The following is a 21,816-nucleotide window of genomic DNA, read 5'->3' on the forward strand; positions in this document are numbered from 1 at the left end:
GGGGGCTTCCTGATCCGGCGGCGGGCCGGAATGCCGTTTCAATCTCCCTATTTCTTCCTGTTAGGATTATAGGGGATATGAAATCAACTTACAATTAGATTTTTAACTCTCATGAAGCCTTCCAGCCGCTCCAGCGCTTCGGTCAGCTTCGCCGTAGAAGCGGCGTAGGAGCAGCGGATGTAGCCTTCCCCTCCATCTCCGAACACATGACCCGGCACCACGGCAACCCCAGCCTCCTGCAGCAGGCGCATGGCGAACTCTTCCGACCCGATCCCGGTGCGGCTAACCGAAGCGAAGGCATAGAAGGCCCCCTGCGGCATATGGCAGGACAATCCGGCGGCCCGCAGGCCCTCCACGATCAGCGAGCGGCGTTCTTTGAAGCATGCCTTCATCCGCTCCATATCCGGGAGCGCACTGCGCAGCGCCTCGACCGCAGCAATCTGCCCCGGCAGCGGTGCGCACATGGCGGTGTATTGATGAATCTTCAGCATGGCCGAGAGCAGCTCACGGTTCCCGCAGGCATAGCCCACCCGCCAGCCCGTCATGGCAAAAGCCTTCGAGAACCCGCTGATCACCACGGTCCGCTCCTGCATCCCGGGCAGGGAAGCGATGCTTACATGCTTGCTGTCATACGTCAGCTCGGCATAGATCTCATCGGAAATGACAATCAGACCATGCTCCTTCACCACTTCAGCCACCGGCAGCCAGTCCTCGTAAGTCATGACCGCTCCCGTAGGATTGCTTGGAAAATTCACCATCAGCAGCTTGGAACGTGAAGTAATCGCTCGGCGCAAGGCTGCTGCTGTAAGCTTGAAGCCTTCCTCCACCTTCGTCTCCACCGGTGCCAGTGTCCCGCCGTTCAGGTGAGCGATAGGCGCATAGGCAACATAACCCGGAGAAGGAATCAGGATCTCATCCCCGGGAGCCATGAAGGCCCGCAGTGCCAGATCCACCGCTTCACTACTCCCCACCGTAACCAGAATTTCGTCCGCAGGATCATAGCGCAAACCAAAGCCCTTCTCAAAATAGCCGGCAATTTCTTCCCGCAGCTCCGGCAGTCCGCTGTTAGAGGTGTATCCCGTCTCCCCGCGATCCAGCGCACGGATACAGGCTGCTCTTACCTGCTTGGGTGTTGAAAAGTCCGGCTCGCCTACTCCAAGTGATATAATATCGTTGTTACCCGCTGCCATATCAAAAAAAGCCCGGATGCCCGAAGGCGGAATCTCTTGTAACCGCGGATTAATGAGTTGGCTGTGAACAGGGCTGCTACTTTTATTTTCAGGCAAGGCAACCTTATTCCTTCTTATAGTGCTCATAGCCTGACACCTCCATATTCTACAGTCTGCGCTTGAGGGACATGATGAGTAGGATGAGTAGGATGGGTATGATTGCCATAATCGGCTTGCTGCGCTTCCTTGACTTGCCCCTGCAGCTTAACCCCTGCATCCACAGCCAGCCGCGCTCCCCCGCCAAATGCATTATGCAGCTCCCCGCGCTCACGCAGCGATCCGGTAATGATCTCATCCAGCAGGCTGCTGAAGTCCATCCCGGCTGCCGCTGCACTCTGAGGCAACAGACTGGTTGCTGTCATGCCGGGCAATGTATTCACCTCCAGCACATAAGGGATGCCATCCTTCAGCAGCATATCCACCCGTGCATACACTGCACATTTAAACGCCCGGTAGCAGGTTAATGCCGCCGTCCGCACCTGTTTCTGCAACGCATCCGGCAGCTGTATAATCCGCTCCTGCGCTCCTCCCTGCTCGTATTTGGCCTCATAATCGAACCAGTCCGCACCCAGCGATTGAATCCCGATGACCGGCAGCAGCTCTCCCCCCAGGATGGAGCAGGTAATCTCCTCTCCCGGGATGTATTGTTCAATCAGCACCGCTCCTCCATCTGCACTGGCAAAAGCTTTGTCCACCGCCGCCCGCAGCTCCTCCGGCCCTCTTACCTTGCTCATGCCGATGCTGGACCCGCCGGAATTCGGCTTCACCATCACCGGATACCTTAGCCGTGCCACGGCCTCCAGGTCAAATTCCCCGATATGGTCCCAGCACACCCAGTCAGGGGTAGCGATTCCGCGGCTGCGGATGATCGTCTTGGCCAGCCCTTTATCCATGCACAAGCTGCTTGCGAGCACCCCGCTCCCGGAATACGGAATTCCGAGCGTCTCCAGGGTTCCCTGCACTGTACCATCTTCCCCGTAGGCCCCATGCAAGGCGAGCAGAGCGAAGTCCAGTCCCTCCGCCTGTTCAAGCAGCTCTTTACGCGAGGTAATGTGTACCGGGATTCCTGTGTATTTTGCCGGATCAAGCGCCTTCAGCATCTCTCTGCCGGTCTTCAGCGACACCTCATATTCGGACGATACCCCGCCCATAATCACACCTACTCTTAGCATATCCGCACCTCATTCTCCCATGATTTGCCGTGCTGTCTTCCCGATGATAGTAATGCCCCGCACAATATCCCCATCCGCCACCCTGGAGAAGCCCAGCCGCAGCGAATTCTGTCCTGTTCCGTCTGTGAAGAAGATATCTCCCGCCGTAAAAATAACCCCCTGCGCGTGACAAGCCGCCAGCAATTCCCTTGTATTGAAGCCTTCCGCGAACGTTACGAACAGATGCAGCCCCCCATCACCCGACAAGGAGGCGTATGGTATATGCTCCTTACAGCAGGCCAGGGTCAGCTCGTATTTGCGTTTATACTCCAGCCGGGCTTTTTTGAGATACTTCTCCAGGTTACCGCCCAGCAGGTATTGATACAGAATGGATTGGTCGAGCGTCGAGGTATGAATGGTCCGCGCCCGCTTCACACTCTCCAGATAATAGATCAGCTCCTCATCCGCCAGCACCCAGCCCACCCGCAGCCCGGGGAACAGGACTTTGGAAAAGCTGCCGAGATACACCACGCCGTTCCCGCCGCCCGCCGCCGCAATTAACGGAGCCACATGGGCGCCGGAATAGCGCAGCTCCTCATTGAACCCGTCCTCAATCACCGGCACGTTGTAGTTCTGCATCAGCTTCATTAGCCCTTGTCTTTTCTCGGGGGACATGACGATGCCGGTGGGATTATGGTAGGAGGGAACCAGATAAGCACAGTCATATGGCCGCGCCTCCAGCGCCTGCTTCAGCTCCCCGAGGTGGATGCCGTCCCGCTCCATCGTGATCCCGTGAATTCCGAAGCCGTGCAGCTTCAGATTCTTGATCGCCGTATGATGCGTCGGATTCTCGCAGACCACTGCGCCATGCCGCTTGCCGAGAGCCGACAGCACCAGGTCGAAGCCCTCCGTGAACCCGTTCGTAATGAGCAGATCCTTCCCGCGCAGATCCACGCCTTTATGCTCCATATATTGCTTGAGATAGTCTATTAACGGCTTATAGCCTTTGGCATATCCATAATTCAGCAGAACGTTGCCCTCAACGGACATACGCTCTAGGAACGCTCTACGCACATGATCCAGCTCGAAGAGACGCTCATCCGGGGCGATGCTGGTAAAAGAAATCGTACCCTTCTCCGCGCGTATCCCCCGCTTCATAATGTCCAGTTCCTCCGCGAGCAGCGCCTGGCTGCTGATCCGCTCTGTCCAGTCCAGCTTCCACGGGGCGGCTTCCGCACCGTTCTGTGCTGCCGCGCCTTGTGCGACATAACTGCCCTGGCCCTGTACGGTATAGGCGAAGCCATCGTCTTCCAGACCTTCATACGCCGAGATCACGGTGTTCCGGCTGATCTTCAGCAAGGTGCTCAGCTCACGTGTCGAGGGCAGCTTCTGCCCGCCTTGGAGCGCGCTTTTAATGATGAGATGCTTCATGTAATCCTTCACCTGGATCGATACCGGACGCCCGGCAATGAGCTTGAAATCCTTAAACATCCTGCGATCGCCTCCATAGCTATCATGGCACAGACTTTGCCGTAAAAAAAGAACCACTGCCCCGGGATTTTCTTCCGGGTGTGGTTCTGTGGGGGATGAGGGGCTGGAATGTGGAGCTGGAATGTGGAGCTAATATTGCTTATACATGCGTCTTCTCAGCAAGCCGGTAATGGGGAATACCTGATGCGGGCGGATACGGGCGGGTTGTGATTATCGGGTATTGTCGTGTATTGCCCGGGCACTAATTGAGCGCTGCCTGAGGGTTCTATTGTATTTTGTACAATCAGATAAGCGTATATTGGCCCTTTTTCGTATTCTGCTGCATTATGTGCATTAGAAATTTGGATTTTGGCTGTTATCGGGCTAATTACTGAAATTCTGTTGCAGGAAATACAGCAGAATGAGTTTTGGATACGTTTTTAGATCATTCTGATGTACAAAGTGCAATCACGCGTCAGCGATTGGGTGTAATCATCAGCATTTGCGTTAGAGATAGCGTTAACATGTTCATTAGCGTATTTGTTAGTGTCAGGGTAATCAGCAACATTAGCATTAGTGTGTTCATTAGCGGATCATCACCCGTTAGCAGTTGCGCCATCAGTCACCGTTAGTTCCCCTCTGCCATGTGCCAGCATCCTCCATCCCTCCGCAGGCGCAGGACCGTAACCTCACCAGGAGCCGGTGCTGCTGCGGTATAAAACGTCACGCCTTCGATGATCTGCGCCAGCAGCTGCCGGATAACGCCGCCATGCGTTACCAGTAATATACGGGGTACTGCAGGGGCCTCTGCTTCCTGCTGAAGCTGTGTCCAGAAATGCTCAACCCGGGCGGCGAATTGCGCCCACGCCTCCCCTTGCGGAGGCGTTGCGGACCCGGGGTTGTCAATCCAGCTCTGGTACAGCGGATTATCCTTAAGTTGATCATACGTGTAGCCCTCCCACGCCCCGAAGTCCATCTCCTTTAGCCGGGAATCATAGACTGCCTGCGGCATCAGTCGCGGAACCAAGGCCGCCAGAGTCTCCCGGCATCTGCGCAGATCACTGCAATAGACATGGCTGAACTCTCCGCCAAGCGGCGGCTGAGCCCCCAGCTTCTCAAGCCTTTTTGCCTCTCCCGGCACAAGCGGCAAATCAGTGCTGCCCAGATAACGGTGTTCCTTATTCCACTGGGTATAGCCATGTCGGACTAAAACCAGCTCCAGTTCCGGCTGCGCAGATTGGATGAGTGATGATGGCATGTCTTGCAACTTTGGAGCTGCCTGATCTCCCCAAGTTTCCTGGATGTTCTTAGCTTCCTGAGTTTTTCGAGCATTCTGAGTTTTTCGAGCTTTCTGAACTTTCCTCATTCTGCTTTAGCCCCCGATCCCATGCCACAGCAAGGCAACCGCTGCACAGATGCAGACGAAGATAGCCGAGGACCACATCATCATCCGCGAGGTCACAATAATATCCTCCGGCTCCATCGTCCGCAGCGGATCACCCATGTAAGCTCTGAAAGAAGTTACTCCGTGGTATACATTCTCACCGCCGAGCCGGATACCGAGGGCTCCGGCCACTGCCGATTCCGGGTAGCCGCTGTTCGGGCTGGGATGAAGACGGGCATCCCGGCGAACCGTGTGCCAGCATCTGCGCCAGTCCAGCAGCAGAAGCGCAGCACATAAGGTTAAGAGCAGCGCGGTCATCCGTGCAGGTATGTAGTTGGCGACATCATCCAGGCGGGCGGATGCCCAGCCAAGATCGCGGTATTTATCGTTCTTGTAGCCGACCATGGAATCCAGCGTATTCACCGCACGGTAAGCCATGGCCAGCGGTGCCCCGCCCAGCAGGGCGAAGAACAGCGGTGAGATGATCGCATCGACGATATTCTCCGCAACCGTCTCCACCGTACCGCGCACAATCTCCGGGCTATCCAGATGGCCTGTATCGCGGCCAACGATCATCCCGAGCGCCCGGCGGGCGGCGGGCAGATCCCCCAAACGCAGCTCGGCGAAAACTGCCATGCCCGCGTCCTTCAGCCCTTTGGAGGCAATGGTGGTGGAGATCAGCCATACTTCGGCTGCTCCGGCCAGCCAGGGCGATAGCCGGTAGAGCAGCATGACAACCAGCGCTGTCAGCGCCCATGCGCCGCCTGCTACCAGCAGCGGAAGAAGAATTCCCGCCCGCTTCAGAGCACCAGGCGTTGCAGCGAAGCGGCGAATCCCCCGCTCCAGGGCACTAATCGCCTTCCCCATATAAATAACGGGATGGGGGAGCTTGCGTGGGTCGCCGACTATCCGGTCCACAATATAAGCAGAGAGCAGGATGATAGCAAGCCTCACCTTGGCTCACCCCGCCGCTCTGTATAGTAGTCCGTGTTCGTCATTCCCAGCCGCCGCTTTGAGAAATACGGGGCAGATCAGATCGTGGTGCCTCTGGCGCTTCCGCGTCAACGCCGTGCGCAGCCTGTGATTCTTCCGCGTGTACCCCTTGTGCAACCTCCGATTCCTCCACCTGTGCTCTGCTCACAGATTTCGCTGCTTCCACTGAGCGCAGGCTCTCCGTCACTGCGGCATACACCAGTCTGCCGATGGCTCCGCCGAGGTCAGTCGCCGTCCCGGCATACACATGCTCCGCAGCATAACGGCGGCTTCCGCTCACCGCAAGCACGATAGCATCCGTAGTGGTGCCGGTCGCAATGAGGCCATTCTCGGAATCCGTGATTCCGAGGTCTGCCAGTGCTGCAGCCTTCGCTTCGGTAGCCGTCATCACAGCGTTGACCATGGCCGACTGGGACAGCCAGCCGTCGATACCAAGCATGATGTTGATCGTGCCCGGCCGATAGGCCGCCAGCACACTGCGCTCAGACCCGGCCCGGGTCGCATTGCCCGCAGCCGCTGTGACGCAGCAGAATATGCCCGCTGATCCGGTATCCTCCTCAGCAACGGCGGCGTGCTCCAGCGGAACTGCCGTCATCAGGCCCGCGCAGCCTTCCAGCGGGTAGCCCCACTCCTGAAGCTTGTTTTCCAGATCCTGCACCGGATTGCTGCATTCGTAGTCCCGGCTGACGTATTGATTCACCGCACGCTTCAGACGCCCCGCGCCTCCGCCATATACCGCACTTGATATACTGTCCGCTTCAGCCGGAAATTCCAGCAGCAGATGGCCCTCCCGCCATTCCAGCGCCAGCCCGGGCCATACCTTGCTCTGGTACGCCTTCACTCCGCCTTCCAAATTAAAAGGCAAACGAACCTCGATCTCATCCATGTATCACCGACTCCTTTCATTAATGACTCTCAAAATCTCCTGAGTGCGGATGTCTCACATCCCCGCCCGGACCAGCTCCCCCAACTGCCGCAGCAAACGGTCATTGTCTCCGCGGCCCTTGACCGCGATGCGGATATGCCCGGCTTCAAGGCCGGGATACATCGCGCAGCTGCGGACGAGGATGCCGCCCGCGCCCAGCCGCTGCTGCATCTCCTGCGCGCTCCACGGAGCAGGCAGCCGCAGCAGCAGGAAGTTCGCCTCGCCCGGCGGCACGCCGCAGCCGAGCTCAAGCAAGCCCTCCCGCAGCCGCTGCCGCTCGGCTGCGATCAGCGCGCGCGTCTCCTGCCCGTAGCCGCCGCCGCAGCGCAGGCAAGCTTCCCCGGCCAGCAGCGCCAGGCCGTTGACGCTCCAGGTCACCTGCTTGCCGGTCATGGCCGCGGCAAGCGCCGGATGCGCGGCAGTGAAGCCCAGCCGCAGCCCCGGAATGGCAAAAAACTTCGTCATCGAGCGCACCAGCACCGTATGACGATAAGCCCCCAGCTCCGGCAGCAGAGATTGCCGGTCCGCTTCCGGGATGAAGTCGATGAACGCTTCATCTACTGCCAGCACCGTCCCGCAGGCCTCCGCCTGCTGCGCGAGCTGCCGCAGCGCGTCCAGCGGATACTGGACGCCGTTCGGATTATTCGGCTGGCCGAGGAACAGCAGATCGACCTGCTCCAGCAGGCCGGAGACGGCGTCCACAGATGCCCTGTAGTCCTCTTCTGCTGTTCCCTGAACAGACAAGACCTCCGCGCCGAACTGCTCCGCGAGCTGGCGGTACTCGGAGAAGCACGGCTCCACGACACCCACCCGGCGCGGCGCCACCGCCAGGAGCAGCAGCGCCATCGACTCTGCCGCCCCGTTCGCCACGGTAATCCAATCCGTCCCGCGACCCAGGTCCTCCGCCAGCAGCGCCTTCAGCCTGCGGTGGCCCGGATCGGGGTACGCTGTGATAGCGGAGACCGCATCCCGCAGCAGCGCCAGCACGCCGGGCGGCGGCCCCAGCGGATTAATATTGGCGCTGAAATCCAGGAACCCGCCGCTGTTGTCCCCGTATAACTCGGCTGCGGTCAACAGATCACCGCCATGTCCATATTTTTCAAGCATATGTATATCCCCCATGGTTATATTTCGTCATCCTACATCCCCCGTGTCCATAACTCCCCATCATAATATCCTCCGTGTCCATGTTTCCATCCTAAATCCTCTCTGTCCACACTATTAATAATTTATCATCGCTACATCAGGCAGTTACCTTCCCATTCTCCCAATTATTGGCCAATTGCCGGAAATCCGTCAATGCTATTTCCCCCACTTCCGTGCCTCCCCGCCCCATTCCCCCTTCCCTTTTGTAGAAATCTCTCTTTTAGTTTAGAATAAGTACAGCAGTTTACTATGGTTAACGGAGGAATCACGAATGCTTTTTATCGATAACACCGGAATTACAGACGCTTCGATCAATCTGGCCATTGAGGAGTTTGCGCTCAAAAACCTCCCGATGGACGAGAGCTACCTGCTCTTCTATATCAACAGCCCGTCGATCATTATCGGTAAGCATCAGAATACGATCGAGGAGATCAACCAGGAATATGTGAAGGAGCATAACATCCAGGTCGTGCGGCGGCTGTCCGGCGGCGGTGCGGTGTATCATGATCTCGGCAACCTCAACTTCAGCTTCATTACCAAGGATGACGGCCAGTCCTTCCATAACTTCCTGAAATTCACCCAGCCGGTCATCGACTATCTGCAGTCTATGGGCGTGAACGCCGAGCTGAGCGGACGCAACGATCTACAGGTCGGGGAGCAGAAAATCTCCGGCAACGCCCAATTCTCCTCGCGTGGACGTATGTTCAGCCATGGCACCCTGATGTTCGATCTGAATCTGGATGATGTCCAGGCTTCCCTGAACGTAAATCCAGAGAAGTTCAAGTCGAAGAGTACCAAGTCTGTGCGCAGCCGGGTCGCCAATATCAAGGAGCTGCTGGGCAATCCTGACATGACCATTGAACAATTCCGCGAGGGGCTGCTGCGTTCAATCTTCGGCATGGAGGCCTCCGAGGTGCCGCAGTACAAGCTGACAATGGACGACTGGGTGCGGATCAATGAAATCTCCAAGGAGCATTACCAGAATTGGGACTGGAACTATGGTCTGTCGCCGAAGAGCAACGTGAAGCACACCCGCAAATTCCCGGCAGGGCTCGTGGACATCCGCATGGATATTGAGGATTCAGTCATCCGGGAGATCAAAATCTACGGCGACTTCTTCGGCGTCGGCGATGTGGCAGATGTGGAGAACGCGCTGCGCGGCAAGCGTTATGAGGAGGCAGAGGTCCGCCAGGCACTGGCTGATCTCGATCTGAAGCATTACTTCGGCCGCATTGAACCGGAGGACTTCATCGGACTTGTGTTTCTTGAGGAATAGTTTCATAGCAAGTCGAATTTTATATTTTAAAAGAACCCCGCTAACCTGCCGCGTCCTGCGCAGAGCTAGTGGGGTTCTTTGCCTTCGTATACTTGGTGTGCTTGGTGGGCTTGGTGGGTTTGACGGGGTTGGCGCAATTGCAACCTTTGACCCGCCACAAACAGTTGGAGAAACGTATCTTATTTAGTGGGTTTCTGCGGATTTCACGGAAGCAGGTGGATAAATGGCATCTATTCATATGCGATTCTGCTACTTGGGCCGATAGGAGAGGAATTAAGTGTTGTTTATCCAACTACTGTCCCGTAAAGCGCTACTCGTTCATCAGCAAGTGTAGAAAACCCAACTGTTTCTGCACTTAACTCATCCGATCCAAATTCCGAAGAATCATATCTACTCCATCTCACCTAATCTGGCATTCCCATCCGCTAATTTACGTGAGCCCACTCTCTCGCACACACGAGAACCTGTCTGTAACCATACAATAATCCTGCACGGACTATACAAGCACGAACACATACACAACGAGCGCCAGCGTAAGCATCACGCATACTTTCTCCACCGCATTGCCCTTCTTCGTGCCGGTGCTCATCAGCTTCAGGCGCAGCTTGAAGGGGATCGGAGGCAGCGGGGTAATCCCGCGCTGGGTCAGGGAGTCGGCGAGGAGATGCAGCCCGTAGGACAGGCTCCCGGCAATCCACAGACTGCCGCCGTCATTCATGTCAAGGGAGACGAAGTATAACAGCGCGCCCCATCCGGCTACGGCATACAGCGTATGCGTGATTCCCCGGTGTGGAACTACGGAAGCTACGACCAGCACACAGGCGGCGATATAATTCCAGGGATCGTAGGCATCGGCAAAAGCAAACAAGGCCAGCGCAATCAGCAGCATCACCAGATGCCGCAGCCTGCGGCTGGGCAGGAAGGATACGCTGCCGACCAGCAGCGCCAGTGCGATATTCCAGGGCGGCTCCGCTATCCCGGCAAAATAAAGATAAATGCCAGCTCCGATCAGCGACACCTGTAAAATACGCAGCAAAAACTCTGGCACGGCCTTGCGTACCAGCAAGGAATTCGGCTCGTCGATATCGGGCAGCAGTGAGCTGACCACGGCGACGGCAACAGCCGGAAGGGTAATAGCATGCCCTAGCAAGCTCATGGCGGACAGGGTAACCCCGGTGCTGATAACTAAATGGGATTTGCCCATCATGGTGAATCCGCTCCTTAGATGAAAGTATAAATGCTTCTGGATGTCTTGAAATAAGAACAGGTGTGCGGTTACCGAAGTATACCAAGGCTTTCCTTTTTTGTCCAGCTTATATGTAGTTTAGAGGCTCCTCAGGCCCGCAGGACCAAGGAAGCCGTACAGTTTCGGCTTGTCCTGCCCCCTGTTTTAGGATACAATTTGGACAACTCAACTGGCCCTGAAAGGATGACACCCTGTGAATCGCTCCCGAATCGCCGATCTAAGTCTCCTCCTGGTGGCGATGATGTGGGGCTGTACGTTTCTGATCGTGCAGTCCGCCGTGCGGGTGCTGCCGCCGCTTGCCTTTAACAGCATCCGGTTTACAGGTGCCGCTGTGCTGCTGGCCTTGATTACCGCTGTCTTTTACCGCCAGGAATGGCGGAAGCTGAGCTTGCGCATGGTGGTGCATGCCCTGCTGCTGGGCCTCTTCCTGTTCCTCGGCTACGGCTTCCAGACCGTCGGGCTGCTGTACACCACCACCTCCAACACGGGATTTATTACCGGGCTGTCGGTGGTGCTCGTGCCGTTCCTGTCTCTGGCGCTGCTGAAGACGGCCATCTCCAGATATACCTGGCTGAGCGCCGGGCTTGCAGCAGGCGGCTTATATCTGCTGACCTTTACCGGCTCTGCCTTCTCCCTGAATAAGGGCGATGGCCTGATTCTGCTCTGCGCCGTGGCTTTTGCGCTGCAGATCGCGTATACCGGCAGATACGCACAGCGTTATCCGGCCCTGCCGCTCGCGTCGCTTCAGCTCGGCTTCGTAGGCCTGCTCAGCATCGCCGCCTCCCTGCTCGTAGACGGAAGCGGCCCGCTGCTGCACAGCGGAGAGCTGCTCCGCCAGCCGGAGATGCTCACTGCAATGCTGATCTCCATCGGGCCCACCAGTGCCTTCGCCTTCTGGATTCAGACGGCCTGCCAGAAATACACCACCCCGTCCCGGGTGGCGGTCATCTATGCCATGGAGCCGGTGTTCGCGGCCGTCACCGGCCTGCTCTTCGGCGGAGAGACGCTGGGTATATCTGCGCTGCTCGGCTGCAGCTGCATTCTGGCCGCCATGCTGCTGGCGGAGCTCAGCCCCGCACCGCCCCGGACGCAGGCGGAGGGCTGAACCGGAATCCGCGAACCTTTTTACCAGACTTGCTACAGACAGAGAGCCGTGCTTCCGTTCCCCTTCCTAATAGAAGTGATAGCGGATAGCCGGACTACAAACCACACTTAGGAGAGAACCCAAATGTACAAATTGATTGCCATTGATATTGACGATACCCTGATTAACGACGACAAGGAAGTGACCCCGGCCACCCAAACCGCGCTGGAGCAGGCTGTAGCCGCAGGCGTTGTAGTCACCCTCGCTACCGGACGCGCTTATGCTTCCGCCCAGGCAATTGCCCGCCAGACCGGACTGAATGTGCCGATTATTACCTACCAAGGGGCGCTGGTAAAGAACCTGCTGGATGAAGAGGTCCTATATGAGCGTTATGTGCCGCAGGAGGCGGTACGCAAGCTTTTCCAGTATTGTGTAGAGCATAATCTGCACCTGCAGACTTATATTGACGACAAGCTGTATGCCCGCGAAGAGAACCAGAAGCTGATTGACTATTCGACTCTGAACGGAACGCAGTACTATATCGAGCCAGACTGGGAAGCGAAGCTGGTTCCTCAAAAAACTCCAAAAATGCTCATTATCGACGATCCCGATTTCCTCGATGAGCTGTCCCCAATCCTGCGCAGCCTGCTCGGTGATTCCGTTCATATCACGAAGTCCAAGCCGCATTTCCTGGAGATCATGCATCATGAAGGCACCAAGGGTCTGGCCCTGGAATTCCTGGCCGCACACTTTGGCTGCGAGCTGTCCGAGACGATGGCTGTCGGCGATTCCTGGAATGATCATGAGATGCTTGAAGCTGCGGGTCTCGGTGTGGCGATGGCGAATGCCATTCCTGCACTTAAGGAAATCGCTGATTTCGTTACGCTCAGCAACAATGAGGACGGCGTGAAATACGCCATTGATAAGTTCATTCTTAACGCAGGCCAAGAAGCATAAGCTGCTGCAATAACAGCAGAGTACAATGCCAAAAAGGGTGGTACCCCGCAGGTTCATGGTACGAACTGCGGTGCGCCACCCTTTTATCCTAATATAGAAAGGAAGATCCTTCATGGAAGAGATATCAAATGAGGAACAACTGCAATCCATAGCCTCGATGCAATCAACCATCCGTAAGCTTGAGAGCGCCTTAACCCAGATGATAAGCAGCGGCTCCAATACCACTCTGGTCCAGAAACGCCTGAACGCCATGCACATCGGTTTAGCTGTTCTCGACAACGTCTGGAATGAGAAGCCTCTCTCTTATACTCCTGCCGAGCTGGCAGAAGCCCGCCATGTTCTGCTCGGGTTAACCCCATCCGTAGAATCCAGTTATGCTAAGTCTAAGGCTGGCAGCCCGCAGCGGACGCTCCTGGAAAGAAGACTCCAGGCGCTGGGACAGGTGATCCAGGCCATGGACACCCTCTAAGAACCTAGGCGATAGGGGCTAACAATTCCTCCGTCGCCTCCCGCTCAAGCTGTGAATGATACAGATCCGAATACCGCCCCTCTGCCGCAAGCAGCTCCTCATGTCCGCCCCGCTCCACGATCTCCCCGTTCTCCATTACCAGGATGACATCGGCATTCTGGATGGTTGAGAGGCGGTGGGCGATTACAAGCGTTGTCTTATCCTTCATCAGCTTACGGATGGCCTGCTGGACCATCCGCTCCGACTCATTGTCAAGGGCAGCCGTAGCTTCATCCAAGAGCAGGATCGGCGCATTTTTGAGCATCGCTCTGGCAATGGACAGCCGCTGTCTCTGACCTCCGGACAACCGGGAGCCATGCTCGCCGATATCCGTGTGTATGCCTTCCGGCAGCTCCGCCACGAACTCGTACGCATTCGCCTGCCTCAGCGCCTCGACAATCTCTTCATCTGACGCACCGGGCTTGCCGCTCTCGATATTGTCCCGGATACTCCCGGAATACAGGCCCGACTCCTGAGGCACATAGGCGAAGTAGCTGCGGAGCTCTGCAAGCGGTATTCCGCTGATCGGACGGCCGTTGATCGCAGCCTCACCCGCATCCGTCTGATAGAAACCAAGCAGCAGCTTGAACAGGGTGGATTTCCCGCCGCCGCTCGGACCAACTACGGCCATTTGCTGGCCGCGTGCCAGCTCCAGACTGACCTTGTTAAGGCTCTGCTTCTCACTGCCCGGATAGCTAAATGACACCTCTGCAAGCCGAAGCTCCCCGAATCCCGGCAGCTCCGCCTGGACTTCAGGCAGCACTTCAACCTCGGCCGGCGCATCCATTACCTCGAATATCCGCTCCGCTGCACCCAGCGATTGCTGCATGGAAGCGACCAGGCCCGGCAGGGACGAGAACGGACCCACCAGATAGTTCATCAACTGAATGAAGGCAATCATCGCACCGACCTCAAGTCTTCCATTCGCCACGAACCACCCGGCAATCACCAGCGCCAGCAGGAAGGTCAGATTCCCCAGCAAGGAGGAGATCGCTCCGGTTGCGCCTTCGATTCTCGCTTTCTTTTTCTCCCCTGAGGCAATATCCTCACTGTAGCCCACATATTGCTTCTGCAGCCTGCGCTCCATAGAGAAGGCCTTGAACACCATACTGCTGCCCAGAATATCGTTCAGAAAAGCCGTGGTCCGGCTCATACTTTCCTGCACCCGCACACTGTTGATGCGCATCGCATTGCCGAAGATTTTACCGGTCAGGAACAGCAGCGGCCCGATGGACAGGCAGATCAGCGCCAGCAGCCAGTTAATATAGATCAGATAGCCGAAGGAGGCTACCGCGAGCAGCGGGTTGCGCAGCAGATCCAGCATCACCTGCCCGCACGCTTCCCCCACCGACTGATTGTCATTTGTGAACCGGGACAACAAATCACCGGAATGATTGCGGTCGAAATATGACTGCGGCAAGGCCAGCGTATGCCCCATCATATCCTGGCGCAGCTCATTTCTGATTTTGGCCGATACATTGGTCTTGAGATACGCACTGACGAAGGTATTCAATCCTGTGACCAGCAAGAATAGAATCCCGAACCAGGTAAGCCCCTTGAACGCCTCCACATCAAGACGGACGGCCGCATCCGTAATCCTGGCCAGGAACCAGGCCATCGTAAGATCGAGCACAATACTGAATAACGTCACCAGCAGCAACACAGCATAGATCAGTTTATGCCTAAGCATGTATTTACTTAATCTGGCAAAAGCACCTTTCTTCTTCACATCATCAGCTCCTCTTTAGAATTTAGCACCCCGCACCTTGGCATATACCTTGCTGTCATGGAGTTCCCCGTCCGACTCACGGGTGCTTTTGCGCAAAATACCATCCAGTGTAAATCCGGCACGCTCCGCGACAGCGGCGCTTCTCCCGTTAAGGGCACTGCACCGGATTTCAATCCGGCTTGCTCCAAGTTCTCTGATTGCAAAATCTGTAATTCCGTTCACCGCTTCCGTCATGTATCCCTTGCCCGAGCAAGAGCTTCTGATCCAGTACCCTATTTCGAATTGGCGGCAATCCCAATCCACATGATGCAGACCTATATTGCCCACGAATCTGCCATCCTCCTTGCGGAAAACCTCCATATTCAAGGTGGTGCGTTTCAGATAGGCTACTTGCGATTCACGGACGTATTGCTCCGTTTCCTCCACAGCCGGCATACTCTGGGCAAAGGGCATCCACGGCTTCAGATCATCCAGACTCTCCCGGATGGCTTCATTCATTTCCTTACCGTCTCCAGGCCGCAAAGCACGGACAAGCAGCCGCTCTGTCTCAAAGCTCTCAGGAATATCTAGCATAATCGGGATTACATCATTACTCATATTCTTAAACCTCCAGGATGATCGATTGAATGCATTATGGAACATCGTTATAGTATAGTGCCTCCTTCTCTTTTTGAAAATAAAGAAATATACGCATCATATACATAAAACTGGAAGAGAGGCTCGTCGCAGGCCCCCTCTCTGCGGCTCCGATGTCTCTAGTTTACTAGACCCCAGGTAAGGGACCCAGCGGCGGGGGGCTGATTCCCCTGTCGGTCTTGGGGCTGAAATAAATGGTAAGCAATTGTGAAGGAAATGAACGCTGTAGCGTCAAAAGGCATTGCGGATAGGTGAATTCTTATGCTTCGTCAATCGTAATATTGTATACTTGCACAAAGCATGGAGGGTTGATAGAGAGAGGATGAATGATTGGTCATGGCCAAAACACATATGGAGGTAATAGCAGAAGAGCAAACACGGCTGGAAACGCTACGGCTGGCCCTGCTGATCGAGGCACATGTTACAAGTGACGGGACAGCCGAGACACCGATTCAAGGATTGTATTTCAATCGCTACTCCAGACCGGAGCCGTCCGATTACATGCACACGATGCAGTGGCCAACCGTAGGCATTGCAGCGCAGGGGACCAAAATCATCAAAATCGGCGAACAGACCTCCGAATACAGCGGCTCGCGTATCCTGGTTGCTCCCGTAGCGATGCCCATCAGCATGCAAACGATTCAGGCAAGCACCTCAGAGCCTTTCCTTGGAGTAGGTGTCTATCTCGATCCGCATAAAATCGCTGCGCTGATCCCGAAGGTCTATCCCAACGGCCTGCCAAAAACCGGCAAGCGCAGCGCAAGCTATGTGCTGGAAGGCGAACCTGCCATAATCGGCGCGGTGGCCCGGCTGGTCTCGTGCCTGGATGAGCCTGGCGATAATGGCCTGCTGGCCTCGCTTGCAGCGGATGAGCTGTTCGTCCGGCTGCTGCGCAGTCCAATCGGCGTTTATGTGGCCGAGACCGTGCTGGCCGGATCGAATGTTCAGCGCGTTGCCAAAGCGATCGACTGGCTGCGGAGCCACTTCGCGGAATCTCGGACTATCGCCGAGCTGGCCGCCATGGTTCATCTCAGCGAATCCTCGTTCCGCGAATATTTCAAGTCGGTGACCTCAATGAGTCCGCTGCAGTACCAGAAGGCGCTCCGGCTTCAGGAGGCGCGGCGGCTGATGCTGTCCGGCGGGCGGGATATCACCACGGCCTGCCGGCTGGTCGGGTATATCAGCGATTCGCAGTTCAGCCGGGATTACAGCCGCTTTTTCGGCAATCCTCCGAGCCGGGATATTGCCAAATGGAAATGACAGCAATGGGAATGAGGGTGTTTTTCCATTGAATCGGGCAAACAATCAAGCGGAACGGTCAAACGTTCAGGCAGCGATCCGTCTATACTGATTCTTATCCGAAGGCGCCGGGAGGCGCAGCGGAAATGATCACCGGAACAAGCTGCTGAATAAAGGCTTGATTTCTTGAGGAGGACACCGGAATGCGGATTTTTGTAACGGGAGCAAGCGGCTTTATCGGGTCGGCAGTGGTCCGGGAACTGCTTGAGGGCGGACACCAAGTCTCCGGACTGGTACGCTCGAAGGAAGCGGCTGGGCGGCTGGAAGCCGGCGGAACGAGAGCCGTTCGCGGCTCTATTGAGAATACGGAGCTTTTGCGCCGGGAAGCAGCTCAAGCTGATGCTGTTGTGCATACGGCATTCTACCATAAATTCTCCCATGCCGGCCTGCCGTCAAAACTGCGGATTATGCTGGGCGGAAGTCCGGCCAAGGCGGCGGCCCGTTTCATGGCGGCAGCGGTCGGCACGGATTGCCGTGCCATTCAGGCTTTGGGAGCCGGGCAGTCAGGGAGGTCTGGAGCGCTTGTAATTGCGATACCCACCATGACGCTCACTCCCGGAAGGCTGGCGACCGAAGAGGATGCCGGAGATCCTTCTTCCATCGGAGGAGGACGGGTGGCGTCGGAGCAAGCGTTGCTGGCGCTTGCCGGTTCCGGCGTCCGGGCCTCACTGGTACGTCTGCCGCCGATCGTATACGGCAGTGGCGATCAGAGCGGCCTGCTGCCCTCCCTGATCCGGGCCGCAAGATCCAAGGGAGCTGCCGCCTATATCGGGCAAGGGACCAATCGTTGGCCCGCTGTACATCGGCTTGACGCGGCGCGTCTGTTCAGGCTGGCCGTCGAGCAGGCTCCGGCGGGCACGCGGCTCCATGCTGCGGGGGAAGAAGGGATACCTTTCCGGCAGATTGCCGAAGCGGTGGCGCGGCAGGCGAACCTGCCCTCCAAGCAGATCGGACCCGGGGAAGCCAGCGCTTATTTCGGCTGGCTGGGCCCATTTGTCTCGGCCGACAATCCCGTGTCTTCAGCGCTGACCCGCGAGCGCTTCGGCTGGAACCCGCAGGAGCGTGAGTTGCTTGCCGAAATCGAGCGGGGTGATTATTTTGCGGGCCACTCGCTGCGTTAAGCAAATCCGATTAGTGACCATACAAAGAACAAAATTACCCTAGCGGGTGAAGGAAGCTGATGCCTTCTCTCGCCGGCCGCTTGTAAGGAGCAGTATTGTTGCACTTTTTGCAGGATTCCTCTATACCTATTACTGGCTGAAGCACAATGTTGCATAATTTGCACAAATTCCGGTGTGGTGAGCAAGTCAGCGCGGGATTTGTTGCATTCTGTGCAGGATTTCAGGCTTTGACCGCTTCTATGAGGCAGTATTGTTGCAATTCATGCAGGATTCTCTATAACTGTAGAAAATCATAATTTCCAAACCAACGAGAAAGAGCTTTCCATAAAGTCAGTACAAACTAACTTTCTGGAAAGCTCCTTTTTGTGTTATTCGTGAACCTGTTGCTGCACCTTGATACTTAAGTCTCCTCCCGGCACAGCGGAAGCCTCATCCCCGTAACGGCAAGCGTGACCTTCTCCGGCAGAATATAATCCTTGTCCAGATTGATGTCATGCGACATATGTGTGTAGACTGCATGGCGCGGCTGAACGGTCTCCAGCAGGTCGGCGGCTTCGGTCATATCATACACAGAGCGGGTGGACAATTCAGCTGCCTCGTAATAAAAGCTGGTTCCCAGCACCAGCAGGTCCGCTCCGTGCATACGCCTGGTTTCCTCCGTGGTCAGAGAGATCGAGTCCGGGCAGTACACCCAGACATAGTCCTCCTTCTCCAGCCGGTAGGCGTAAGAGTACCCATTCTTACCGTGGTTTACCCGCCATGTGCTAATCTGCCAGCCGTCCAGTGCGATGCCGTCATCGCAGGGAATCATGTCGATATGCCCAGTAAGCCACGGGTACTGACGCTGAATGACAGGAATAACCTCTGCCGGAGCATACAGCTCGCCCCGGAAGCCCATCCAGCGGCAGCTGTCGGCCCACTCCGGCAGCCCGCCGATATGATCGAAATGCGCATGTGTCACGAGCAGACGCTTCATGGTACGGTGTCCCTGCAGCTCCATCTGCCTCCGCCAGTCCGGCCCGCAGTCAATTGCCAGGAAGCCGCTGCCGTTATCTATAAGCACAGAAGAACGCAGGCGGTTGTTGCGCCCGGTGGTTCTTGCTTCCGTGCAAGTCTCACAATCACAATAGACGCGGGGTACGCCCATGGCATCCCCTGTTCCAAGGAACACTAATGTATCCATATGCCTGCCCACCTCACCGTCTTTTTTATCGAATATCCGTCAATTTATTATAGAACAGCAGCCCCTTCTTTGCACACCAGCCTGTAAGAACGGCAAAGAGCCGTCCCTCAGCCTCATCCGGCTGGAGAACAGCTCTCATTATCCTTCGCACTGCACATTAAGCTCATGTCTGCTAATCGCACTCCGCTCCATCTACCAGCCTAGCAAGCCTAGATCCCGGCCAGCACCTGATACCATATGCCACGCTTGGAGTATAAGGTGGTGCGGACTTCCTCCCAGCCGCCAAGATAGCTGATGTCGAACAGCCCGGCAGGAACCGGATACTGGCGCTCATGCGCCGCATAGACCTGCTGGTTCACGGGACGGAAGCCGAACTTGGCGAATATCTCCTGCGCCTCAGGCGTCGTCAAATAATCGACCAGCGCTTCTGCGGCTGCACGGGTACCATGCTTATCCGCATACTTATCCACCACGGCCGCAGGATTCTCGATCAGGATCGTATTCTTCGGGATGACCACCTCATACTTCACACCCTCGGCAATCCGCGCCAGCAGCTCATTCTCATAAGTAACGATCACATCGCCCACCCCGTACTCGAAGGCAGCCATGGACGCCCGCCCGCTTTTATCCAGAGATTCGACGTTTCGGTGTATGCTCTCCAGGAAGGCCTTGGCCGCCGCAGGGTCCTTCGCCCCCTCCAGCTCCTCAGAACGCTTCAGGCCGGCGCCGTAGATTGCGTTGATGTCCCACTGCGCACCGCCGGAGGTCTTCGGATTAGGGTAGAGTACCTTCACCCCCGGCTTCGCCAGATCAGCAAAATCATGAATCCCCTTCGGATTGCCCTCCCGCGTTCCCAGAGCCACAACCGACCGCGTCACCATGCCCGCCTCACCGCCGCGCTGCTTCCAGTCCTTCTCCACCAGACCGGCCTTGACCAGCTTCCCGACATCTCCTTCCATGGCAAGCAGCGTGACATCCGCCTCGAAGCCGCCGGCAATCGCCCGCGCCTGGGTTCCGGAAGCCTCATAGGACTGCTGGAATACGATCGATTGCCCGGTATCCGCCTTCCACTTCTCCGCGAACCCGGGGAGAATCTCGCCCATGGCATCCTTCACCACGCTGTAGGCACCCACCACAAGCGTCAGATCTCCCTGCGGCGGCGCACCTGCCTCTCCTGCAGCCTGCTGCTCATTCCCGCAGCCGGCAGCGGTCAGGGTGAACACCGCCAGCAGTAAGACCGTCAGCCATCCGTGCAGTTGTCTGCTCCTTCTGATAAGCCTCATCCCGGCGACACATCCCACATCATTTATTTTTTCAAGTAGAAACGGCCTTGCCGTCCTTCTGAAGGACGGTACCGTTTCAGCGAGAAATATAAGGATAAGTTATTGAGTGAAACCTATAAATTCTTATATTTAGATAAATACAGGCATCGGATCTTTCTTCAGCCCATTCTCCTGAATCCAGCTCCGCTCCTCATTGAACAGGTAAGCGCGGTGTACCAGCACGGATATCTCCTGGCCCGGAGTGAGCGTTTCTTTCTCAAGGGAGCGGTAGGTGACCAGCTTATGTCCCTTTACTTCAACCTCTACGAGCCATTCACTGCCGCGAAAATGCAAATGCTTGACCGTACCCTGTTCCGTGGCCGAAGCCATTTTGAATTCATGCAGGTAGCCTACCTCAATGTACTCGGGACGGATCAGCGCCTTGGTCGGCTTACCGCCGCCCGCGCCCTCGAAGCCCTTCAGCTCGGAAGCACTCCCGATCAGCGTAGATTCCCCGATGAAGGTGGCCACGAACGGTGTCTTCGGCTCTTTATAGATATCCCAAGGCGTACCCTTCTGCTCCAGCCGCCCCTGGTTAATGATCATAATCTCATCCGCTACTTCAATCGCCTCGTCCTGATCATGGGTGACGAAGATGGAGGTGATCCCGACACGTTCGATCAGCTCCCGCAGCCAGGAACGCAGCTCCTGGCGGATCTTCGCATCAATCGCGGCGAACGGCTCATCCAGCAGCAGCAGCTGCGGCTCAGGGGCCAGCGCCCGGGCAAAAGCCACCCGCTGGCGCTGCCCCCCGGACAGCTGATGCGGATACCGGCTCTCGAAGCCCTTCAGTCCAGTCAGCTCCACCAGCTCGGTGACACGGTCACGGATGACAGACTTACTGGCTTTCTTGACTTTCAGGCCGAAGGCGATATTCTCGAACACCGTCATATGCTTGAACAACGCATAATTCTGGAAGACAAAGCCGATCTCACGCTCCTGCGGCGGAAGGTGGTTCACCCTCTTGCCGTGGAAAATAATCTCGCCGCTATCCGGCGTCTCAAGGCCCGCAAGCATCCGCAGGATCGAGGTTTTGCCGCCGCCGCTTGGGCCGAGCAGCCCGATCAGATGGCCTTTGGTAATGCCGAAATGGACATCCTTCACCGCATGAAAATCGCCAAAATGCTTATCGAGTCCCCGGACCTCTACATGCATAA

The 21,816-nt window shown here is 56.5% G+C and carries 19 protein-coding genes; 6 read left to right on the forward strand and 13 right to left on the reverse strand.

The genetic code is table 11. The features are described from left to right. Positions 1-83 precede the first annotated feature (83 nt). The 7 genes from NSU18_RS13010 to cobD form a co-directional block, all read right to left on the reverse strand. Positions 84-1,316, reverse strand: coding sequence for a pyridoxal phosphate-dependent aminotransferase (locus NSU18_RS13010; protein ID WP_341149208.1), 1,233 nt, complete (start codon positions 1,314-1,316; stop codon positions 84-86). Beyond that, a complete protein-coding gene (locus tag NSU18_RS13015; RefSeq protein ID WP_341149209.1) occupies positions 1,313-2,401 on the reverse strand; it encodes a D-alanine--D-alanine ligase in 1,089 nt (362 codons plus the stop codon). The genes NSU18_RS13010 and NSU18_RS13015 overlap by 4 nt, the downstream gene beginning before the upstream one ends. A 9-nt stretch (positions 2,402-2,410) precedes the next feature. Then, positions 2,411-3,871, reverse strand: a complete 1,461-nt coding sequence (locus tag NSU18_RS13020) for an aminotransferase-like domain-containing protein (RefSeq protein ID WP_341149210.1) — start codon at positions 3,869-3,871, stop codon at positions 2,411-2,413. Positions 3,872-4,478: 607 nt separating this feature from the next. Next, positions 4,479-5,108, reverse strand: coding sequence for a histidine phosphatase family protein (locus tag NSU18_RS13025; protein ID WP_341019287.1), 630 nt, complete (start codon positions 5,106-5,108; stop codon positions 4,479-4,481). 114 nt (positions 5,109-5,222) lie between these two features. Next, positions 5,223-6,188 carry an adenosylcobinamide-phosphate synthase CbiB gene (cbiB, locus tag NSU18_RS13030; protein WP_341019285.1) on the reverse strand — a complete coding sequence of 322 codons (966 nt, stop codon included), beginning with the start codon at positions 6,186-6,188 and terminating at the stop codon, positions 5,223-5,225. Between the two features lie 40 nt (positions 6,189-6,228). Next, on the reverse strand, positions 6,229-7,113 hold the full coding sequence (locus NSU18_RS13035; protein ID WP_341149211.1) for an adenosylcobinamide amidohydrolase: 885 nt from the start codon (positions 7,111-7,113) through the stop codon (positions 6,229-6,231). A gap of 54 nt (positions 7,114-7,167) precedes the next feature. Then, positions 7,168-8,259 (reverse strand): threonine-phosphate decarboxylase CobD, encoded by a 1,092-nt coding sequence (gene cobD, locus NSU18_RS13040; RefSeq protein ID WP_341019283.1) that lies wholly within the window; start codon positions 8,257-8,259, stop codon positions 7,168-7,170. 310 nt (positions 8,260-8,569) lie between these two features. On the opposite strand from cobD, the gene NSU18_RS13045 reads away from it, so the two are divergent. Further along, the gene (locus NSU18_RS13045; RefSeq protein WP_341019282.1) at positions 8,570-9,574 is read left to right on the forward strand and encodes a lipoate--protein ligase; all 1,005 of its coding nucleotides are present in this window, start codon (positions 8,570-8,572) and stop codon (positions 9,572-9,574) included. Positions 9,575-10,070: 496 nt separating this feature from the next. On the opposite strand, the gene NSU18_RS13050 is transcribed toward NSU18_RS13045, so the two are convergent. Then, positions 10,071-10,781, reverse strand: a complete 711-nt coding sequence (locus NSU18_RS13050; protein ID WP_341019280.1) for a metal-dependent hydrolase — start codon at positions 10,779-10,781, stop codon at positions 10,071-10,073. A 232-nt stretch (positions 10,782-11,013) separates the two neighbouring features. Between NSU18_RS13050 and NSU18_RS13055 the strand changes: the two genes are divergently transcribed. From NSU18_RS13055 to NSU18_RS13065, 3 genes are all read left to right on the forward strand, one after another. After that, positions 11,014-11,925 (forward strand): DMT family transporter, encoded by a 912-nt coding sequence (locus NSU18_RS13055; protein ID WP_341019277.1) that lies wholly within the window; start codon positions 11,014-11,016, stop codon positions 11,923-11,925. 123 nt (positions 11,926-12,048) lie between these two features. Further along, positions 12,049-12,861, forward strand: coding sequence for a Cof-type HAD-IIB family hydrolase (locus tag NSU18_RS13060; RefSeq protein WP_341019274.1), 813 nt, complete (start codon positions 12,049-12,051; stop codon positions 12,859-12,861). 112 nt (positions 12,862-12,973) lie between these two features. Then, positions 12,974-13,330, forward strand: coding sequence for a hypothetical protein (locus tag NSU18_RS13065; RefSeq protein ID WP_341019272.1), 357 nt, complete (start codon positions 12,974-12,976; stop codon positions 13,328-13,330). Positions 13,331-13,334: 4 nt separating this feature from the next. Here NSU18_RS13065 and NSU18_RS13070 read toward each other — a convergent pair whose 3' ends face one another. Both NSU18_RS13070 and NSU18_RS13075 read right to left on the reverse strand, forming a co-directional pair. Then, the gene (locus tag NSU18_RS13070) at positions 13,335-15,098 is read right to left on the reverse strand and encodes an ABC transporter ATP-binding protein (RefSeq protein ID WP_341149212.1); all 1,764 of its coding nucleotides are present in this window, start codon (positions 15,096-15,098) and stop codon (positions 13,335-13,337) included. Between the two features lie 15 nt (positions 15,099-15,113). Further along, positions 15,114-15,695: a GNAT family N-acetyltransferase gene (locus NSU18_RS13075; RefSeq protein WP_341149213.1), complete on the reverse strand. Its 582-nt coding sequence runs from the start codon at positions 15,693-15,695 to the stop codon at positions 15,114-15,116. A 375-nt stretch (positions 15,696-16,070) separates the two neighbouring features. Here NSU18_RS13075 and NSU18_RS13080 point away from each other — a divergent pair, with 375 nt between their 5' ends. After that, complete coding sequence (locus NSU18_RS13080; RefSeq protein ID WP_341149214.1) at positions 16,071-16,994, forward strand: AraC family transcriptional regulator; 924 nt, start codon at positions 16,071-16,073, stop codon at positions 16,992-16,994. Between the two features lie 182 nt (positions 16,995-17,176). Continuing rightward, positions 17,177-18,154, forward strand: a complete 978-nt coding sequence (locus tag NSU18_RS13085; RefSeq protein ID WP_341149215.1) for an SDR family oxidoreductase — start codon at positions 17,177-17,179, stop codon at positions 18,152-18,154. A gap of 400 nt (positions 18,155-18,554) precedes the next feature. Here NSU18_RS13085 and NSU18_RS13090 read toward each other — a convergent pair whose 3' ends face one another. The 3 genes from NSU18_RS13090 to NSU18_RS13100 form a co-directional block, all read right to left on the reverse strand. Next, positions 18,555-19,337: an MBL fold metallo-hydrolase gene (locus NSU18_RS13090; RefSeq protein WP_341149216.1), complete on the reverse strand. Its 783-nt coding sequence runs from the start codon at positions 19,335-19,337 to the stop codon at positions 18,555-18,557. A gap of 209 nt (positions 19,338-19,546) precedes the next feature. After that, positions 19,547-20,620: a sulfate ABC transporter substrate-binding protein gene (locus NSU18_RS13095; RefSeq protein WP_341019264.1), complete on the reverse strand. Its 1,074-nt coding sequence runs from the start codon at positions 20,618-20,620 to the stop codon at positions 19,547-19,549. A 129-nt stretch (positions 20,621-20,749) separates the two neighbouring features. Continuing rightward, positions 20,750-21,814, reverse strand: a complete 1,065-nt coding sequence (locus tag NSU18_RS13100; RefSeq protein ID WP_341019263.1) for a sulfate/molybdate ABC transporter ATP-binding protein — start codon at positions 21,812-21,814, stop codon at positions 20,750-20,752. Positions 21,815-21,816: the final 2 nt, after the last annotated feature.

It is taken from the genome of Paenibacillus sp. FSL H8-0048, from assembly GCF_038002825.1.
GTDB lineage: Bacteria > Bacillota > Bacilli > Paenibacillales > Paenibacillaceae > Paenibacillus_AQ.

Excerpts from the sequence above, each read along its gene's own strand:
- NSU18_RS13080 (WP_341149214.1), top strand. The coding sequence starts at position 16,071 with ATGGCCAAAACACATATGGAGGTAATAGCAGAAGAGCAAACACGGCTG.
- NSU18_RS13075 (WP_341149213.1), bottom strand. The coding sequence starts at position 15,695 with ATGAGTAATGATGTAATCCCGATTATGCTAGATATTCCTGAGAGCTTT.
- cobD (WP_341019283.1), bottom strand. The coding sequence starts at position 8,259 with ATGCTTGAAAAATATGGACATGGCGGTGATCTGTTGACCGCAGCCGAG.
- NSU18_RS13045 (WP_341019282.1), top strand. The coding sequence starts at position 8,570 with ATGCTTTTTATCGATAACACCGGAATTACAGACGCTTCGATCAATCTG.
- NSU18_RS13065 (WP_341019272.1), top strand. The coding sequence starts at position 12,974 with ATGGAAGAGATATCAAATGAGGAACAACTGCAATCCATAGCCTCGATG.
- NSU18_RS13095 (WP_341019264.1), bottom strand. The coding sequence starts at position 20,620 with ATGAGGCTTATCAGAAGGAGCAGACAACTGCACGGATGGCTGACGGTC.
- NSU18_RS13085 (WP_341149215.1), top strand. The coding sequence starts at position 17,177 with ATGCGGATTTTTGTAACGGGAGCAAGCGGCTTTATCGGGTCGGCAGTG.
- NSU18_RS13015 (WP_341149209.1), bottom strand. The coding sequence starts at position 2,401 with ATGCTAAGAGTAGGTGTGATTATGGGCGGGGTATCGTCCGAATATGAG.
- NSU18_RS13060 (WP_341019274.1), top strand. The coding sequence starts at position 12,049 with ATGTACAAATTGATTGCCATTGATATTGACGATACCCTGATTAACGAC.
- NSU18_RS13050 (WP_341019280.1), bottom strand. The coding sequence starts at position 10,781 with ATGATGGGCAAATCCCATTTAGTTATCAGCACCGGGGTTACCCTGTCC.
- NSU18_RS13025 (WP_341019287.1), bottom strand. The coding sequence starts at position 5,108 with ATGCCATCATCACTCATCCAATCTGCGCAGCCGGAACTGGAGCTGGTT.
- NSU18_RS13090 (WP_341149216.1), bottom strand. The coding sequence starts at position 19,337 with ATGGATACATTAGTGTTCCTTGGAACAGGGGATGCCATGGGCGTACCC.
- NSU18_RS13035 (WP_341149211.1), bottom strand. The coding sequence starts at position 7,113 with ATGGATGAGATCGAGGTTCGTTTGCCTTTTAATTTGGAAGGCGGAGTG.
- NSU18_RS13100 (WP_341019263.1), bottom strand. The coding sequence starts at position 21,814 with ATGCATGTAGAGGTCCGGGGACTCGATAAGCATTTTGGCGATTTTCAT.
- NSU18_RS13020 (WP_341149210.1), bottom strand. The coding sequence starts at position 3,871 with ATGTTTAAGGATTTCAAGCTCATTGCCGGGCGTCCGGTATCGATCCAG.
- NSU18_RS13010 (WP_341149208.1), bottom strand. The coding sequence starts at position 1,316 with ATGAGCACTATAAGAAGGAATAAGGTTGCCTTGCCTGAAAATAAAAGT.